Annotated in this window: 15 protein-coding genes and 1 tRNA gene; 10 read left to right on the top strand and 6 right to left on the bottom strand. The window is 66.3% G+C overall.

Annotated features, from left to right (window positions below):
• The first annotated feature begins 181 nt into the window (after positions 1 to 181).
• From P9254_RS19580 to P9254_RS19535, 10 genes are all read left to right on the top strand, one after another.
• A tRNA-Thr gene (locus tag P9254_RS19580) sits at positions 182 to 257 on the top strand.
• 388 nt (positions 258 to 645) lie between these two features.
• Positions 646 to 2,478 carry an adenylate/guanylate cyclase domain-containing protein gene (locus P9254_RS19575; protein WP_245418680.1) on the top strand — a complete coding sequence of 611 codons (1,833 nt, stop codon included), beginning with the start codon at positions 646 to 648 and terminating at the stop codon, positions 2,476 to 2,478.
• A gap of 172 nt (positions 2,479 to 2,650) precedes the next feature.
• Complete coding sequence (locus tag P9254_RS19570; RefSeq protein WP_067324751.1) at positions 2,651 to 2,839, top strand: YodC family protein; 189 nt, start codon at positions 2,651 to 2,653, stop codon at positions 2,837 to 2,839.
• A 155-nt stretch (positions 2,840 to 2,994) separates the two neighbouring features.
• On the top strand, positions 2,995 to 3,420 hold the full coding sequence (locus P9254_RS19565; protein ID WP_278057258.1) for an EF-hand domain-containing protein: 426 nt from the start codon (positions 2,995 to 2,997) through the stop codon (positions 3,418 to 3,420).
• Between the two features lie 45 nt (positions 3,421 to 3,465).
• Complete coding sequence (locus tag P9254_RS19560; protein ID WP_067324453.1) at positions 3,466 to 3,999, top strand: RNA polymerase sigma factor; 534 nt, start codon at positions 3,466 to 3,468, stop codon at positions 3,997 to 3,999.
• A gap of 59 nt (positions 4,000 to 4,058) precedes the next feature.
• Positions 4,059 to 4,508, top strand: coding sequence for a hypothetical protein (locus P9254_RS19555; protein ID WP_278057257.1), 450 nt, complete (start codon positions 4,059 to 4,061; stop codon positions 4,506 to 4,508).
• On the top strand, positions 4,505 to 4,951 hold the full coding sequence (locus P9254_RS19550; protein WP_067003693.1) for a periplasmic heavy metal sensor: 447 nt from the start codon (positions 4,505 to 4,507) through the stop codon (positions 4,949 to 4,951). The genes P9254_RS19555 and P9254_RS19550 overlap by 4 nt, the downstream gene beginning before the upstream one ends.
• Positions 4,952 to 5,060: 109 nt before the next feature.
• The gene (locus P9254_RS19545) at positions 5,061 to 5,345 is read left to right on the top strand and encodes a GCG_CRPN prefix-to-repeats domain-containing protein (protein WP_067003691.1); all 285 of its coding nucleotides are present in this window, start codon (positions 5,061 to 5,063) and stop codon (positions 5,343 to 5,345) included.
• 100 nt (positions 5,346 to 5,445) lie between these two features.
• Positions 5,446 to 6,897 carry a DUF1800 domain-containing protein gene (locus P9254_RS19540; protein ID WP_278057256.1) on the top strand — a complete coding sequence of 484 codons (1,452 nt, stop codon included), beginning with the start codon at positions 5,446 to 5,448 and terminating at the stop codon, positions 6,895 to 6,897.
• A gap of 16 nt (positions 6,898 to 6,913) precedes the next feature.
• The gene (locus P9254_RS19535) at positions 6,914 to 8,152 is read left to right on the top strand and encodes a DUF1501 domain-containing protein (RefSeq protein ID WP_278057255.1); all 1,239 of its coding nucleotides are present in this window, start codon (positions 6,914 to 6,916) and stop codon (positions 8,150 to 8,152) included.
• 343 nt (positions 8,153 to 8,495) lie between these two features.
• Here the strand turns inward: P9254_RS19535 and P9254_RS19530 are convergent, their stop codons facing one another.
• The 6 genes from P9254_RS19530 to P9254_RS19505 all read right to left on the bottom strand — a co-directional run bounded on the left by P9254_RS19530 (position 8,496) and on the right by P9254_RS19505 (position 15,773).
• Positions 8,496 to 8,759: a GCG_CRPN prefix-to-repeats domain-containing protein gene (locus tag P9254_RS19530; RefSeq protein ID WP_095831280.1), complete on the bottom strand. Its 264-nt coding sequence runs from the start codon at positions 8,757 to 8,759 to the stop codon at positions 8,496 to 8,498.
• Between the two features lie 86 nt (positions 8,760 to 8,845).
• Complete coding sequence (locus P9254_RS19525; RefSeq protein WP_278057254.1) at positions 8,846 to 10,429, bottom strand: indolepyruvate oxidoreductase subunit beta family protein; 1,584 nt, start codon at positions 10,427 to 10,429, stop codon at positions 8,846 to 8,848.
• The gene (locus P9254_RS19520) at positions 10,422 to 12,575 is read right to left on the bottom strand and encodes an indolepyruvate ferredoxin oxidoreductase subunit alpha (protein ID WP_278057253.1); all 2,154 of its coding nucleotides are present in this window, start codon (positions 12,573 to 12,575) and stop codon (positions 10,422 to 10,424) included. Before P9254_RS19520 ends, P9254_RS19525 begins: the two co-directional genes overlap by 8 nt.
• A 51-nt stretch (positions 12,576 to 12,626) precedes the next feature.
• A complete protein-coding gene (locus P9254_RS19515; protein ID WP_067324441.1) occupies positions 12,627 to 13,109 on the bottom strand; it encodes a MarR family winged helix-turn-helix transcriptional regulator in 483 nt (160 codons plus the stop codon).
• Entirely contained in the window at positions 13,109 to 14,680 is a 1,572-nt protein-coding gene (locus tag P9254_RS19510) for a phytoene desaturase family protein (protein ID WP_278057252.1), read from the bottom strand. Before P9254_RS19510 ends, P9254_RS19515 begins: the two co-directional genes overlap by 1 nt.
• 301 nt (positions 14,681 to 14,981) lie before the next feature.
• Entirely contained in the window at positions 14,982 to 15,773 is a 792-nt protein-coding gene (locus tag P9254_RS19505; protein WP_278052507.1) for a cyclase family protein, read from the bottom strand.
• Positions 15,774 to 15,876 lie beyond the last annotated feature (103 nt).

Here is a 15,876-nt window from a genome sequence, read left to right as displayed (position 1 = left end):
AAATCGGAGCCTCCCGCCGGCGAGCCCGCAAGCCGTGCTGGCGCGGGGCTTAAGGCTGTCGCGCAGCGGCAAGCGACGGAATTGCCGCGCATGAGCGCAGGATTTCGCCGCCAGCCATCTTGAATTAGCTGGCGGTTGAGTCTATCAACCGGCGCATCTTGGAAGCCCAGCGGCTTCCCGGGCCGCTTTAGCTCAGTTGGTAGAGCACATCATTCGTAATGATGGGGTCGCGTGTTCGAGTCACGCAAGCGGCACCAGTTTCCTAAAAGCGTGTAATTCCAATACCATACCTGTCGGGTGGATTTGGGTTCGCCCATAAACCCACCCAAGATCGCCCTAAGCCGAAACGCTGCGGCGTCGTACGGCAGCATTTCGCCGCTTGCCGACCTCGCACCTCCAAGCGTGAGTGTTCGGTGTGATGCCGATACAAAAGCGCCGCCGCGGTGGCGTCAACCGGTTACACAAGCCAGGCAACATCCCCGGCCTTCTGGAAGTGGCGTCAGCGTCCCCAGAGGCTGCGTGGGCGAGTCGTTGGTTGACTGTAGCGCGACTGAACGCTCGACGTTTCGCAAGCTGGATAGCGGAATCTCGTGAGGGCAAGGTCAGGTTGCTCTCCGTTCCAGCGACGGGCGGAGATTGGGAAAGATGGATACCGTGCAGGTGAGGCGCATGGAAGCCGGCAGGACATGGACGGGGGACGGCGCGCGTGCAGGCGCCTGGCTGAGCCGTGCCATGACCACGCAGCGCCACCTCGCAGCGATCCTGGCTTGCGACGTGGTTGGCTATTCGCGCCTGACGGAGCGCGACGAACGCGGCACGCTCGAGCGGCTGAAGGCCTACCGCAAGGACCTCCTCGAACCGCTGGTTTCCGAGAACCAGGGGCGCATCGTCAAGCTCACCGGCGACGGCATGCTCTGCGAATTCGCGAGCGTCGTCAATGCGGTGACATCGGCGGTGGCGATCCAGCAGGCTGTGGCGGAACACGAGGCGGAGACGCCGGAGGAAGAGCGGATTCGCTTGCGCATCGGCGTCAATCTCGGCGACGTGGTCTGCGAGGAGGACGGCGACCTCTACGGCGACGGGGTCAACATCGCCGCCCGCCTCGAAAGCGCCGCCGATCCCGGGACCGTGGTCGTCTCGGGCACCGCCTACGACCACCTCCAGGGCAAGCTCGACTGCGGCTTCACCCCGCTCGGCAACCTGCGCCTCAAGAACATCGAGCGGCCCGTGCGCGCCTACCGCGTCGAGACCGACGCCAGCGCCTCGGTGGCTGCACCGCCTCCCCTGCCCGAGAAGCCCTCGATCGCGGTTTTGCCTTTCACCAACATGAGCGGCGACCCTGACCAGGAATACTTCGCCGACGGGCTGGTCGAGGACATCATCACGGGATTGAGCCGGGTGAACTCCTTCTTCGTGATCGCCCGCAACTCGTCCTTCACCTACAAGGGCCGGGCGGTCGACCTGCGCCAGGTCGGGCGCGAGCTGGGCGTCCGCTACGTGCTCGAAGGCAGCATCCGCAGAGCCGGATCTCGCGTGCGCATCAGCGGGCAGTTGGTAGACGCGATCAGCGGTCACCATGTCTGGACCGGCCGCTTCGAAGGCGACGTGAGCGACATCTTCGACTTGCAGGACAAGGTGACCGAGAGCGTCGTCGGTGCTGTCGAGCCGAGCATCCGGCTGGAGGAGATCAAGCAGGCGCGCATGAAGCCGACCGACTACATCAGCGCCTACGACCTCTATCTTCGCGCACTGCCGCGCTTCTACAGCATGACGCGCGAAGGCTTTGCCGATGTGCGCCGACTCACCAACGAGGCGCTCAGCATCGACCCGGGCTTCACCTTGGCGAAGGCACTCGGCGCCTATATCCGCAGCTTATCCGTGAGCCAGTGCTGGCACGAGCCCGACGATGTGCGAGTCGCCGCGCGTATGGCGCGCGAGGTGCTGGCGGAAGCGCGCGACGACCCCACGAGCCTGCGCTTCGCGGCGCAGGTGATCGCCTACAGCGCGAAGGAATACGAGATGGCGCTGGGCACGATCGAACGGTCCCTGCTGCTCAACCCCAATTCGGCGCAGGGCCATACCGGCAGCGGCTGGGTGAACGCGCATTCCAGCCGCCCGCTCGTGGCGATCGAGCACTTTCACAGGGCGATGCGGCTAAGTCCGGTCGACCCCGAGAAAGGCATCGCGCTCTCCGGCATCGGGATGAGCTATCTGATGCTCGAGCGCTACGAGGAAGCACTGGCATGGGGAGAACGCGCGCTGCACGAGATGCCGAACTACGGCTCCTCGCACCGTGTGGTGATCATGGCGCTGGTCAAGCTCAACCGTCTGGACGAGGCGCAAGCCGCGGCGCGCCGGCTGATGGAGGCGTTCCCGACCTTCACGCTCACCCTGCAGAGACAGATCAACCCGTGGCTGGACAAGGTGTTCGCCGAGCGCTACGTCGAGGCGCTGGGCATCGCCGGCGTGCCGGAGTGATCGTCGCGGCTGCAACGATGCCCTCTCCTGCGCGCCGCGTGCGGCCAGGCGACCTCCTTTACCCAGGGGCCGAAAGCGGAACGCACGCTCTTCCGGGCTTTGCAGCGAATCTCGGGCATTGTCGAGAATCGCTGTTGGTGGGAAACTCCCGGTCTCTAGCAAGGAGGCCAAAATGCCCAACACTTTCAAGACCGGTGACATCGTCAGGCTAAAATCCGGAGGCCCGGAGATGACGGTGAGTGATGGCGCTGCCTCGGGCACGTATCTGTGCCACTGGTTCAACCGTGATGGCGACGTGTGGACCCCGCAACATGCCGGCTTCAAGCCGGATCAGCTGATGGTGGTCGACGAACGGAAATAGTTTCGCTCACCCTCGTTCCCGATTGGCTCCGGCCCGGCTTCTTGCCGGACTCTTGCTAATTGTCTCGTCAGAAACGACCGACGGATTTTCCCTGTTGCCGCGTTTAACGGCTGAAGCGTGGCCGCCAATGGCCATGCGCAACCGGAGACGAGAGCATGATCCGCCGTTCGATATTTGTCGTTGCCCTTGGCCTGCAGGCCGCCGCCGCGGCCGCCCAGACAGCGACGCCTGCCACCGCGCCGGCGCAGCCGGCGCCAATCGCATCCGCCTCCGCCAGGCCGGGCATCACCCTGGAAAAGTTCGAGGCGCGCCGGGAAAAGGCTTTCATGCGGGCCGACACCGACCGCGACGGCAAGGTCAGCCTCGCCGAGTGGACGGCGTTCCAGACCCAGCGCAAGGCCAAGGGCGATCCTGCCAAATCCTTCGCGCGCATGGACGCCAACAAGGACGGCTTCGTCGACAAATCCGAGCTCGACGCCTTCTTGGCCAAGCGCTTCGCCAGGCTCGACAAGAACGGCGACGGCGTTATGAGCGCCGAGGAACGGCCGGGCCACAAAACCGCTCCCAATCAGGAGCAATGACCGAGAGGTCATGCAGCACCATGATCATTGGGAGCGCCCCGCTTGATGGGCGCCGATCCGGACGAGGAACTGGTACGGCGCATCGGTGCCGGCGATCAAGCCGCCGTGCAGGCGATGGTGGCGCGCAAGCTGCCGCGCCTGCTTTCGCTCGCCACCCGCATGCTCGGCGATGCCGCCGAGGCCGAGGACGTCGCCCAGGAGACCTTCGTGCGCATCTGGCGTCATGCCTCTGGCTGGCGCCAAGGTCATGCGCGTTTCGACACCTGGGTCCACCGGGTGGCGCTCAATCTCTGCTACGACCGGCTGCGGCGGCGCCGCGAATGGGTGACGGACGAACTGCCGGAGGCTGCGGACGAGGCACCGCTTCCCGACGCCGGAGACGAAGGCCGGCGCGTCCAGCAGGCGCTGCTGCGCATCGCGCCGCGCCAGCGCGAGGCGATCGTGCTCGTCTATTATCAGGAGATGTCCAACATCGAGGCCGCCGGCGCCATGCAGGTCAGCGTCGATGCGCTGGAAAGCCTGCTCGCGCGGGGTCGACGCTCGCTGCAAGCCATGCTCATCGGAGATGGCGATGACTGAGCAGCTGGCGGCGGTTGGGACTTGGGTGGCCACGTCAAACCCGTGGAAGGGGAAACGAGATGGCTGACGAAAGAAAGGCCGCTGACGGGGCGATGAGTGCCCAACGCTTCGCTGCACTTGCGGACGCCTATGGCAGCGCCCTGCATCGCTGGCCGCGGGCCGACCAGGCTGCCGCCACGCTGTTTGCGGAGAGCGAAGAGAGTCGCGCCATTCTGGCGACCGCCGGCAGGCTCGATGCCATTCTCGACCGTCATCACGTCGAAGCCCCAAGCCGGACGCTGCATGGCGAGATTGTCGCACGGGCCACCACGCAGCTCAGCCAGGGGCGGCGCCGCCGGTTTTGGTGGCTGGGCTTTGGACTTGCCGGCGTCGGCCTTGCCGGCGCCGTGGTCGGGCTGGCGCTGGTCACCGTTGTCACGCCAGATGCCACGTCCGACCATTATGTGATGGATGCCAACGCAACGTCGTTCGGCGATGCCGCTCCCGACGCCGACACGGAGGACCTATGAGCGCTCGTCTTTTCGCGGCATCGCTGGTGCTGAACGTCTTCCTGATCGGTGCCGTCGCCGGCGGTGCAGGCTGGCTGATCGGCCGTTCCGGAGGCGGCTATTCGCTGGAATCGGCCGGCGGTCAGCTTCCCGCCAGCGACCGCAAGGTATTCCGCCAGGCGTTGCGCGAGGTTCGGCGCGAGTCGCGCGCAGTCATCCTCGACGGACAGCAGGCGCGGCGTGAGGCGGCCAACCTCTTGCAGCAGCCGACGCTCGACGCCAACGCTCTGGCCGCAGCCCTGGAGCGGGCGCGCAATGCCGACGCCACCATCCGCAGCCGGCTGGAACAGCGCATCGTCGAATTCGCCGCGTCGAGCCCGCTAGATGACCGTAAGCTGCTGGCCGACGCCCTATTGCGTCATGTCGGCAGGCAGCGGCCCATCCCGGCAAAAAATACGCCATAAGAGCGACGGAAAGCGCCGGCCGTCTCCGTTCAAAGAAAAAGAGGGACACGCCTGCCGCCACGCGAACGCGACGTGGCCGGTTCAACCTCGAGAAACTTCGGAGTATCCCATGAATGGTCTGACGAAATATTCTGTTGCGGCTGCGCTTGCCATCGGCGGGACTGCCGCGGCAAGTGCAGCCTCGGCAATGCCGCTTGCGGCGCCTGCGGCGCCTGCGATTGTCGAGCATGTGGCCTGGGGCTGCGGCCCCGGCTGGCACCCCAACCGGTGGGGTCGCTGCGTGCCCAACCGCCGCGTGATCTATCCGGGCTATTACTACTGGGGTGGCCCAAGCGTCTATATCGGCCCGGCCTGGCGTCCGTGGCACGGCGATCGTTACTGGCGCCGCTGGTAAGCCCCTGCCGGCCTCATCATGTCGATTCCGGCATCATAAGGCTTTTCGACCGTGGAGATACCGCCGACGCGACCTGCGTCGGTCCGCGACTGAGGCTCTGTTGGCTCTATCCGTTCCAAATGCCGTTCCGCCCGATCCAGCCTTGGTCGCGCTCAACCGCTTCGGGCTTGGCGCGAAACCTGGTGACGATCTCGGCAAGATTGCGGCCGATGCGCGCGGTTATCTGAAGGCCGAGCTCGAGCTGTTGGATGTCGCGCTTGTCTCGGCCGACGATTCAAAAAATGCCGGCTTGTTGGACAGCACCGCCGCGATCCAGGCCAGCATGGCCGCCGCCGCGGAGCGCAAGGCAGCGCGGGAGAAGCCAGCGCCCGCCATGCAGCCTGCGGCAGACACTTCGGACGGCTCAGCCGAGGCAAAACGCAAGTCAGGCGTGCCGCCGGTCGAGGCCGATATCTATCGGGATGAAGCGCAAGCCCGTTTCGACAAGGCGCTCGGTGCCGCACCGGGCTTTGTCGAAAGACTGGTCGGTTTCTGGTCGAACCATTTCTGCGTCTCGACCGCCAAGGGCCAACTCGTGCGGGCCTGCGCCGGCGCTTTCGAGCGCGAGGCTGTCCGCCCCTTCGTGCTCGGCCGCTTCGCCGACATGCTGCTGGCCGTCGAGCATCACCCGGCGATGCTGTTCTACCTCGACAACCGACAATCGACCGGACCGGATTCGCGCGCCGGAAAAAGGCGCGGCCGCGGCCTCAACGAGAACCTCGCCCGCGAGATCCTGGAATTGCACACACTGGGCGTCGACGGCGGCTATAGCCAGGCGGATGTCACGAGTTTCGCGGGAGCGCTCACCGGCTGGACGATGGCCGGACGGAAGGGCCGCCTGGGCGAGCCCGGCACATTTGTGTTCGACGCCAATGCGCATCAGCCTGGCGAGGCGGTGCTGCTCGGCAAGACCTACCCGGCCGGCGGCATGGGCCAGGCCGAGGCCGCGCTCAACGACATCGCCCGCCAGCCGGCGACCGCGCGCCACATCGCTACCAAGCTTGCCCGCCATTTCATTGCCGACGATCCGCCGGCGGCTGTAGTCGACCGCCTTGCCGAGATCTTCACCAAGACGGACGGCGACCTGCGCGCGCTCGCGCTTGCACTGGTCGATCTGCCTGAAGCCTGGTCGCTGCCGCTGACAAAATTGCGCTCGCCGTTGGACTATGCCGTAGCGGTCCGGCGGGCGATTGGCTCCACCACCGGGAAAGAGCCGCAACGAACGCTGCGCTGGCTAAGGGCGCTGGGCGAGCCGCTCTGGCAACCGCCCGGGCCGAACGGCTTTTCCGACCGGACGGATAGCTGGGCGTCCGCCGAAGGCCTCAAGACGCGCCTCGACATCGCCTGGCAAGCGGCTCGTCAGGCGAGCGACATCGGCAATCCCGATGACATGCTTTCCGCCGTAATCGGCGCCTCCGCCTCGGCCGAGACGCGCCAAGCGATCGCGCGCGCCGAGTCCAGACAGCAAGGCCTGGCGCTGCTGCTGATGGCGCCGGAATTCCAACGCCGGTGAACAATGGAGAAGCGGCATGAGTCTTCTTTGTGAAACGCCGAATCCATCTCGGCGCGCCGTGCTGACGACAGGCGGCGCGCTGTTTGCCTGGGCCTGTCTGCCACGCTTCGCCCGCGCCGCCGACCATCGCGATCCGCGCCTGATCGTCATCATATTGCGCGGCGCGCTGGATGGGCTGTCGACGATCGGCCCGCTCGGTGACCCCGACTATGCCGGCCTGCATGGCGACATCGCGCTGTCGCTCTCCGGCGCCAATGCGGCGCTGCCGCTCGACAGCTTCTTCGCGATCAATCCCGCGATGCCGGTGTTCGCGCGGCTGTTCAAGGCAGGTCAGGCGGCCGCGGTGCACGCGGCCGCGACCGGCTACCGCGACCGCTCGCATTTCGACGGCCAGGATGTGCTGGAGAGCGGCCTGCCGGGCCCTGGCAACGCCACAACCGGTTGGCTAAATCGGGCGATAGCCAGCCTCCCGGCAGGTGAAAGAGTGGCCAAGCTCGGCGGGCTGGCGGTGGGCCCATCGATGCCGCTGGTGATCCGTGGCGCAGCACCCGTGCTCGGCTGGGCGCCGCAGGCGCTGCCGACGCCCAGCGATGCGCTGGCGGAGCGTGTGCTCGACCTCTACAACCATCGCGACCCGGTGCTGGCAGCGGTGCTGCAGAAGGGCCTCGACGCCGACCGCATGGCGATGAGCGACCAGCTCGATGGCAGCACGATGAAACCCCGCGGCGGCCTCGCCAACGCTGCCGGCATGCGCCAGTCCGCGCAAGGCGCGGCGAAACTGATGGCGGCCGACGACGGGCCGCGCATTGCGGCGCTGGCCTTCGACGGCTGGGACACGCATGTCAACGAGGGCGGCGCCACCGGGCGGCTCGCCAAGCTGCTCGGCGGCCTCGATGGCGCCTTCGAGGAATTCGAGAAAGGGCTCGGGGAGCGCTGGAAGGACACCGCGATCGTCGCCATCACCGAATTCGGCCGCACCGCCCGCGTCAACGGCACCGTCGGCACGGACCACGGCACCGGCACGGTGGTGCTGCTCGCCGGCGGCGCGATCAAAGGTGGCCGCGTCATCGCCGACTGGCCGGGGCTGAAGCCGGCTCAGCTCTACCAAGGCCGCGACCTCGCGCCGACCAGCGATGTGCGCGCGGTGTTGAAGGGGTTGCTTGCCGAGCAGTTCGGGCTCTCCGCCGCCGTGCTCGGCGACAAGGTGTTTCCGGAGTCGGCGGCGGTGAGGCCGATGCGGGATTTGGTGGCGTGAGAGCTTCGACTTTGTCCATCAGCCGCGAGGCAGGAACGCGGCGTCACAAGGTGAGATCGGTCGAGATCCTTCGCGCCCCCCTCTGTCCTGCCGGACATCTCCCCCACTTGGGGGGAGATTGGCAGCTTCGGCGCCGCGACCACTCTGCGCTGTCGAACAGAGTACGACACTGACGATTGGCGAAGGCCGGCGCGATGTCTGAGCTCCCCCCTTGCGGCGAAGATGTCCGGCAAGACAGAGGGGGCGCTGTCCAGACGCCGTCTCTGAGGGCTGTCTGAATCCTCGCTCGAGGAACTTAGCAAGCCGCCCGCGCCGTTTCCGGCACGGGCGCCCCTCAAACCGATCACCAGCTCCAATAGCCGGGATGCCAGCGGTGATGATACCGGAAGCCCGGATGCCAGTGGCGCACGGGCCGAATGAACCGGCGACCGTTCGGCACGCATCTGCCCCAGTGGTTCACGTGCCAGCCCGGACCGCAGCGCCAGCCGACCGTCTCGATCGGCAGCGGCGCAGCGCTGGGCTTTGCCATCGGCATGGCCTGCGCGCCGGCGGAGAGCATCAAAGTGCCGGCGGCCAATGCGAACGGCAGCAAATATTTGGTGAGCATAAAGTTCGTCTCCGTGATTCATCCCTACCGCCGTGAAACGGACGACGGGGTCGAAATCCGTCGGAGGAGGATGGATCACATCCTCGTTATCGGGCGGCGTCGTCGAGCGTCGCCACGGTCTTCAGCGCGCCGTCGAGCATGTCGCCCTTTTCGTCCTTCAGCGCCGCTTCGCGCAGGCGGCGGATCCAGTCGGCGGCGTCTTCGCGGCCCTTGAGCATCGGGAGGGCCGAGAGCACGCGGTCGAATTTCGACTGGGCACGGGCGTGGGTGTCGCTGTAGCCCTTGATCAAGCGGCGGCAATTCAGGATCTCCAGCCCAAGCGCATAGTTTTCGCGCGCATGGGCAAGCGCCAGTTCGTACCAGCGCTCCAGATGCTCGACCTCGACCTTGTGGCGCAGCAGGCGGCGCCGCCAGCGGCGCAGGCCGCCGATGAACCAGAGCATGGCGAAGCCGGTGAAACTGTCGGTGCGGATATGGCGGCCGCGGTTGATGCGGCGGTCAAGGAAGGCGGCGAGCTTCGGGCGGTTCTCGATGTAACTGCCGATTGCTAGCGGCAGCGTGCCGCAAAATTCCTCGATGCGCGGATGGAAATATTCAGTGACCTGCAGGACCAAGCCTTCCCTGACACCGACTTCCTTGCGCACGCGCCTGTCGCGGGTCGAACGCGTCTTGAGGTCGGCGACGCGGATCATGTCGTCATAGCACATGGCGTTGGCCAGATGTTTCGCGGCCGCGACCGACAGCGCATGGCCACGCTCCGCATTGTCCAGCGCGATCGCCTTGTCCAGCCGGTCGAGATATTCGCCGCCATAGGCGATGTCCTGGTAATCGACGACCTTCTTCAAGCCGCGTTCAGCCATGTCGCGCAGCGGTTTCGGTAATGCCGCGACACGGGCGGCGAGATCCTGCCAGCCCTTCAGCAGGGTCTCGGGACCACTGACCCTCGCCGTTGATGTGGTGTCGGGAGCGGCGGGCTTCCCGGTTGCCTTATCCCCGGCTGTCGCGACCGCGATGCCGCGCGCCCGGTCATAGGCGGCGCCGAAGGCGGCAAGGCTGGCCTTCACGCCGCGGCCACCGGCGCCGATCGCCTGCTCGTAGTTTTCGCGCGCGAAGGGCAGCGCGTCAGAACCGGCCAGCGCGCCGAGCAGGCTGGCCGAGATCATCGTGCCGTGCTCGGCGGCGATCTTTTCCATATCGAAGGCGATGAAGCGCTTGGCGGCCGCCTCGGCCGTCGCATGCACCTTTTCGGACGGGGCGCGGCCGTCGCCCGGCTCGATCTTTTCCGAGACGGCGGCGATGCGGTGCGAGGAGGCGATCAGCGTCGTGCGCTCGGGCGTGACGAAACCGCGGATGATGGCGCGGCCAGCCTCCATCAGCTCGGCGGCGATCAAGATGTCGACGTCGCCCTGCGAGGGCGACAGGGCGAAGACCGGCAGCCGGCCGGTGTCGCGCGCCATCTCGATGTAATAGATCGTCGCCCCGGTGCGCTGGGCGACGCCCGCCACCGACGTCGACTGCGCAATGTAGCCGCTGCGCTCGGCGACGTCGGTGATCCAATCGGCGAGCACGCCGCCGCCCTGGCCGCCGACGGCAAGCACGGCGAGTTTTATCACCCGCTCGTCATCAGAGGCGCCCGGCTTCGGGCGCAGCGGTGAAGCCTGCTCAAGCATCGGCGAACATCAAACGGCGGCTCTCGCGGCGGCGCTGCAAACGGCCGATCACGGCGCGGCGCGCGCTTTCCAGGAAACGGTCCCAGCGGCTCGGATTGTGCACGACATCGGCGCGGTAGAAGGAGGGGCAGAGCACGGCCGCATCCGCCACCTCGCCGCAATTGCCGCAGCCGACACAGTTCTGGTCAATCGAGGCGACCGGATCGTCGCGCAGCGGATCGTCGAGCGACTTCACCGAGAGCGACGGGCAGCCGGAGAGCCGCATGCAGGCGTGGTCGCCGGTGCAGACGTCCTCGTCGACCCCGAATTTCGGCTTGACGACCCGCTCGCCGCCCTTCACCGCCTTCTCGACCAGCGGCCTCTCGCGGCGCTGGCGGTTCAGCATGCATTCGGACGAGGCGACGATGACCTTCGGCCCCTTCTCCTCGGTGGTCAACGCCTCGCGCAGCGTGTCGCGCATCTTGCCGACGTCATAGGTGCGGTCGATGTGGCGCAGCCATTTGACGCCCATGCCTTTCACCGCTTCGGTGATCGGATGTTTTGTGGACTTGGTGCGGTTCGAGGCGCGCGAGGACAGGATGTCCTGGCCGCCGGTGGCGGCCGAGTAAAAATTGTCGACGATGACGATGACGCCGTCATTCTTGTTGAAGACGGCGTTGCCGATCGAGGAGGTGAGACCGTTATGCCAGAAGCCGCCGTCGCCGACGAAGGAGATCGAGCGGCGTTTCGCTTCCGGCGAATTGAAGGCGGAAGCCGAGGCCGGCCCGAGGCCGTAGCCCATGGTGGTGGCGCCGAGCTCGAAGGGCGGCATGATCGAGAACAGGTGGCAGCCGATGTCGGAAGCGATGTGGTGCTTGCCAAGCTCCTGCTCGACCAGCTTGGTCGCAGCGAAGATCGGCCGCTCCGGACAGCCGATGCAGAAGCCCGGCGGGCGGCCGGGAACGACATTGATGAGATCGGCCGTGTCGACGCCCTCGCCCAGCTTGTTCGGCGCACGAACCTCGCCGGGCAGCAGATGCGGAGCATAGGCGCGCAGGAAGGAGCCAATGCCGTCCAGCATCACCTGCCCGGTATATTCGCCAGCCATTGGCAGATGCTCCTTGCCGACCAGCTTGGTGCCGCGCCCGGCCTTGTGCAGCATCGCGGCAAAGGCCTGCTCGATATAGTTGGGCTGGCCTTCTTCGACGACCAGCACCGCCTGTTTGCCCTCGCAGAAGGAAAGGAACTCGTCATCGACGAGCGGATAGACGGCGTTCAGCACATAAAGCGGCACGTCGGTGTCGCCATAGGTGTCGGCAAGGCCGAGCCGCTGCAGCGCGCGGACGACCGAATTGTACATGCCGCCCTGCATGACGATGCCGATCGAGCCATTGTCCGGCCCAAAGACCTCGTTGATCTTGCGGCTCTTGATGAAATCGACCGCCGCCGGCCAGCGCTTGGCGACCTTCTCCTTCTCGTGCAGGAAGGAGGCAGGCGGCAGCACGATGCGGCCGGTGTCGCGACGCGGGGCCGACAGCGCATCGGCAACCGACATAGGTGGCCGCTTGTTGTCCTTGGCGATGAAGTGGCCGTGGACGTGGCAGCAGCGGATGCGCACCTGCAGCATGACCGGCGTGTTGGAGGCCTCCGACAGCTCGAAGCCATCCTCGACCGCCTTGACGATCGAGGGCAGGTTCGGGCGCGGATCGAGCAGCCAGACCTGGCTCTTCATGGCGAAGGCGTGGCTGCGCTCCTGCATGATGGAGGAGCCCTCGCCATAGTCCTCGCCGATGATGATCAGCGCGCCGCCGGTGACGCCGCCCGAGGCGAGGTTCGCCAAAGCGTCCGAGGCGACATTGGTACCCACCGTCGACTTGAAGGTGGCGGCACCGCGGATCGGGTAGTGCACGGATGCGGCCAGCATGGCGGTGGCGGTTGCTTCCGAGGCGCTCGCCTCGAAGTGCACGCCGAGCTCGCCCAGAATGTCCTGCGCGTCGGCGAGCACATCCATCAGATGGCTGATCGGCGCACCCTGATAGCCGCCGACATAGCCGACGCCGCATTGCAGCAGCGCCTTGGTGATGGCGAGGATGCCCTCGCCCGCGAATTCCTGGCCGGCGCCAAGCCTCAGCTTTTCAACTTCCTTGGCAAAAGACCGTTCGGCCATCTCTGCCTCCTTCCGTTACCGCCGTTTGGACGGCGGGCGCGTACGTCAAACTCAAATGTCGTGCTTGCGGATGTTCTTCAGCATCTTCTGCAGAATCGCGATCAGCGCGGCATATTCGGCATCGTCGACGCCGTCGAACATCGCTTCGAAGGCATCATGCATGGCCGGCCAGGCGCGGGTGAAAAGCGCCCGGCCGTCATCGGTCAGGAACACATGGCGGAAGCGGCTGTCGGCGACGCCCTGCTCGCGCCGCACGAGGCCCTGGCCTTCCAGCGCGTCGAGCGTGCGACTCAAGGTCGATTGCTCGATCACCGTATAGACCGAGAGGTCGTTGACGGTGATGCCGTCGGTGACCGAGAGCACGGCCAGCGTGCGCACCTGCGGAATGGTCAGGCCCTGCTTGCGAAAGTCTTCTCGCAGGGTGGCGTTGTAGCGGCCCATGATGCGGTTCATCAGATAGGGCGCGAATTGTTGCAGGCCGATCTGGCCGAGGGTCGAGATGCGCTGGCGCTTTTCCGGAAGCTTCTGTTCCATCAGAGCCTCCCCGCCAGCAGGAAGCCGGAGCCGCCGCCGAGCCCCGCGCCCGGGTGCGTCGACGCGCCGATGTGGTAGAGGCCCTTGATGCCGGTCTCGTGGTTGCGGCTTGCTTTGAACGGCCGCCACAGGAAGGCCTGGTCGATGGTCGACGAGCCGCCATAGGGATCGCCGCCGACCAGGTTGATGTTCATCGCTTCGAGATCGGCCGGCGAATAGGCGCGGCGCGCGATGATCGTGTCGCGAAAACCATCGATGTGATGAGCGAGGATCGCCTCGACGCGGTCGGAGTAGGCCTCGCGCAGCGCCTCGCTCCAGCGGCCATCGGCTGGGGCCTCGAGCTTGCCGGCGGCATCGCCCTTGATGTGGCGCGGCGCTTCCGGAAGCTGCAGCCACAGGATTGCCTTGCCTGGCGGACAGCGCGACGGATCGAGCGCGTGGGGCTGGCCGACGCAGATTGTCGGCACTTCCGGCAACAGGCCGCGCACCGCTTCGTTGCAGGCTTTCGACACACCATCGAGTCCCGGCGTCAGATGCAGCAGCGCCACCTTGTCGAGGCCCTCGCCGCGCCAGGCCGGCGGCTTGTTCAGCGCGTAGTGGAGCTGGAAGTTGCCCTTGCCGTAGCGGTAGGACTGCGTGGCCTTGGTTGCTGCGTCGGGCGCATCGTTGCCGAGCAGACGGCCATAGAGCTGCGTCGGCGTGACCGAGCAGATGATGCCCTTTGCCGCCGTCAGCGTCTCGCCGGAGGCGAGCCAAACCCCGGTGGCACGGCCGCCGGTCTGGACGATCGAGGCGACGTCGGCGTTGACGCGGATTTCGCCGCCGCGCTCCTTGATCAGCGCTTCGAAGGCGGCGAGCAGGTTCTTCGCCCCGCCCTTGACGATCGGTGCGCCGGCCGCCTCCAGCGCGAACGCGATGACTTTGGCGATCTGGCCGGAAAAGGCGTCTTCCGGCCCAAGCCCGGCATGCAGCACCCAGGGCGCCCAGAGCGCGCGGACGGTATCGGACTTGTACGCGGTCTCCAGCCAGCCCCGCGCCGGCACCAGCGCCTCGCCCAGGACGGCGGCAAGCTCGCGCGGACCGCGCCGCCACGCCTCGCCGGCCATGAGCTTCGTCGTCGGATAGGACCAGAGCGCGCCACCGAGCAGGCCGAAGAGCAGTCCGGCATTGCGTTCGATATCGCCGACATCGCCGCCATGACGGTCGCCATCGCCGGAGGCAAAGGCGTTCAGCGCCGCGATATTGGCGGCCCGGTCGGTGGTGAGCACGGCATGGCTGCCATCGGGCCGAAGCACGCCGGTGGGTGTGGTCGTGTGACAGAATTCAAGGCCGTGCCGCGCAAGATCCTTGCCGAGCGCGGCATAGGCCGGCGAGGTGATGAACAGGACGAAGGTCGTCGCCATCACGTCATGGACGAAGCCGGGCGCCGTGATCTCGTCGGTGCGCATGCAGCCGCCGATGCGGTCGTTGCGTTCGAGCACGAGCACTTTGGCGCCCTTGGCGCCAAGCATCGCCGCGCAGACCAGGGCGTTGATGCCGCTGCCGACGATGATGTGATCGGCAGCGGTCATTGCGCACTCGCAATCGAGAAGTGAACGTCAATCGCACTAAGGCGAGTTCCTTCGCGCCCCCCTCTGTCCTGCCGGACATCTCCCCCACTTGGGGGGAGATTGGCAGTTTCGGCGCCCTGCTCAATCCTACGACGTCGGAGATTGGCGAAAGCGGAGGTGACGTGCAATCTCCCCCCTTGTGGGGGAGATGTCCGGCAGGACAGAGGGGGGCGCCGTAGGGCGCCAGCGTCGCTCCGATCCCACCTCTCCACTACACTTTTGCCCGCGAGCATGATCTTCTCCCGAAGACCGCCACCTCGCCCTATTTGCCCGGCACCAGCGCCAGGGCGCGGATCGGGCTGCCGGTGCCGTGCTCGATCTTGAGCGGGGCGGCGATCAGGATCGCGCCTTTCGGCGGCAGCTGGTCGAGGTTGCAGAGGCTGGCCAGCCCATAGCGGTTGGCTTTGTGCATCAGCGTGTGCGCCGGGAAAGGCGGCTCCATGCCGCCGGCCTTGCCGGCATCGGTGCCTATCGTCTCCGAGCCCCAGCCCTTGATGTCCTTGCTGATCAGGAACTGGATGGCTTCCGCCGTCGGGCCGGGCGTGTGCGGGCCGGTCTCGTTGGCATTGAGGAACTCGGCTTCCGAACCGTTGCGCTTGTACCAGTCGGTGCGCATCACCACCCATTCGCCGGCATTGATGGCGCCGTGCTCGGCCTCCCACGCCTTGATGTGGTCGACGGTGAGAAGGAAATCGTGATCGGCGGCGGCTTCCACTGAGCAGTCGATGACATTGACCGGACCGACGAAATTCTGCGCCGGGATGGTGTCGGTGGCGCCGTCCGGATAGTCCTTGCCGGTGATCCAGTGCTGCGGCGCGTCGAAATGCGTGCCCGAATGCTCGCCGAGCTTCAGCCAGTTCCAGGCCCACCACGGACCGTTCTTGTCATACTTTGAAATGGGGTGGATCTCGACCTTCGGCGTGTCGACGGCAAGCTCCGGCGGCAGCTTGATCAGCGGCGTGTTGGGCCCGAGCGGCGCCGACAGGTCGACCACCTTGATTGCGCCCGAAAGCAGCTGGCCGGCGACCTCGCCGAGGAGTTTCTGCGTATCCATTGTCTTCGTTCCCTCTTGTTCCGTGCTCATCAAGGCTCGTTGCGGCCCTTAATATCCTACTAGACGAAAACATATGCATCTGCAATTATCTTTAAGCATAAAG

It is taken from the genome of Mesorhizobium sp. WSM4983 (genome assembly GCF_029625765.1).
In the GTDB taxonomy this organism is placed as follows: domain Bacteria; phylum Pseudomonadota; class Alphaproteobacteria; order Rhizobiales; family Rhizobiaceae; genus Mesorhizobium.
The sequence above is the reverse complement of the archived record's forward strand: the minus strand, read 5'-3'. Positions and strand labels throughout refer to the sequence as shown.

Excerpts from the sequence above, each read along its gene's own strand:
- P9254_RS19575 (WP_245418680.1), top strand. The coding sequence starts at position 646 with ATGGATACCGTGCAGGTGAGGCGCATGGAAGCCGGCAGGACATGGACG.
- P9254_RS19570 (WP_067324751.1), top strand. The coding sequence starts at position 2,651 with ATGCCCAACACTTTCAAGACCGGTGACATCGTCAGGCTAAAATCCGGA.
- P9254_RS19565 (WP_278057258.1), top strand. The coding sequence starts at position 2,995 with ATGATCCGCCGTTCGATATTTGTCGTTGCCCTTGGCCTGCAGGCCGCC.
- P9254_RS19560 (WP_067324453.1), top strand. The coding sequence starts at position 3,466 with ATGGGCGCCGATCCGGACGAGGAACTGGTACGGCGCATCGGTGCCGGC.
- P9254_RS19555 (WP_278057257.1), top strand. The coding sequence starts at position 4,059 with ATGGCTGACGAAAGAAAGGCCGCTGACGGGGCGATGAGTGCCCAACGC.
- P9254_RS19550 (WP_067003693.1), top strand. The coding sequence starts at position 4,505 with ATGAGCGCTCGTCTTTTCGCGGCATCGCTGGTGCTGAACGTCTTCCTG.
- P9254_RS19545 (WP_067003691.1), top strand. The coding sequence starts at position 5,061 with ATGAATGGTCTGACGAAATATTCTGTTGCGGCTGCGCTTGCCATCGGC.
- P9254_RS19535 (WP_278057255.1), top strand. The coding sequence starts at position 6,914 with ATGAGTCTTCTTTGTGAAACGCCGAATCCATCTCGGCGCGCCGTGCTG.
- P9254_RS19530 (WP_095831280.1), bottom strand. The coding sequence starts at position 8,759 with ATGCTCACCAAATATTTGCTGCCGTTCGCATTGGCCGCCGGCACTTTG.
- P9254_RS19525 (WP_278057254.1), bottom strand. The coding sequence starts at position 10,429 with ATGCTTGAGCAGGCTTCACCGCTGCGCCCGAAGCCGGGCGCCTCTGAT.
- P9254_RS19520 (WP_278057253.1), bottom strand. The coding sequence starts at position 12,575 with ATGGCCGAACGGTCTTTTGCCAAGGAAGTTGAAAAGCTGAGGCTTGGC.
- P9254_RS19515 (WP_067324441.1), bottom strand. The coding sequence starts at position 13,109 with ATGGAACAGAAGCTTCCGGAAAAGCGCCAGCGCATCTCGACCCTCGGC.
- P9254_RS19510 (WP_278057252.1), bottom strand. The coding sequence starts at position 14,680 with ATGACCGCTGCCGATCACATCATCGTCGGCAGCGGCATCAACGCCCTG.
- P9254_RS19505 (WP_278052507.1), bottom strand. The coding sequence starts at position 15,773 with ATGGATACGCAGAAACTCCTCGGCGAGGTCGCCGGCCAGCTGCTTTCG.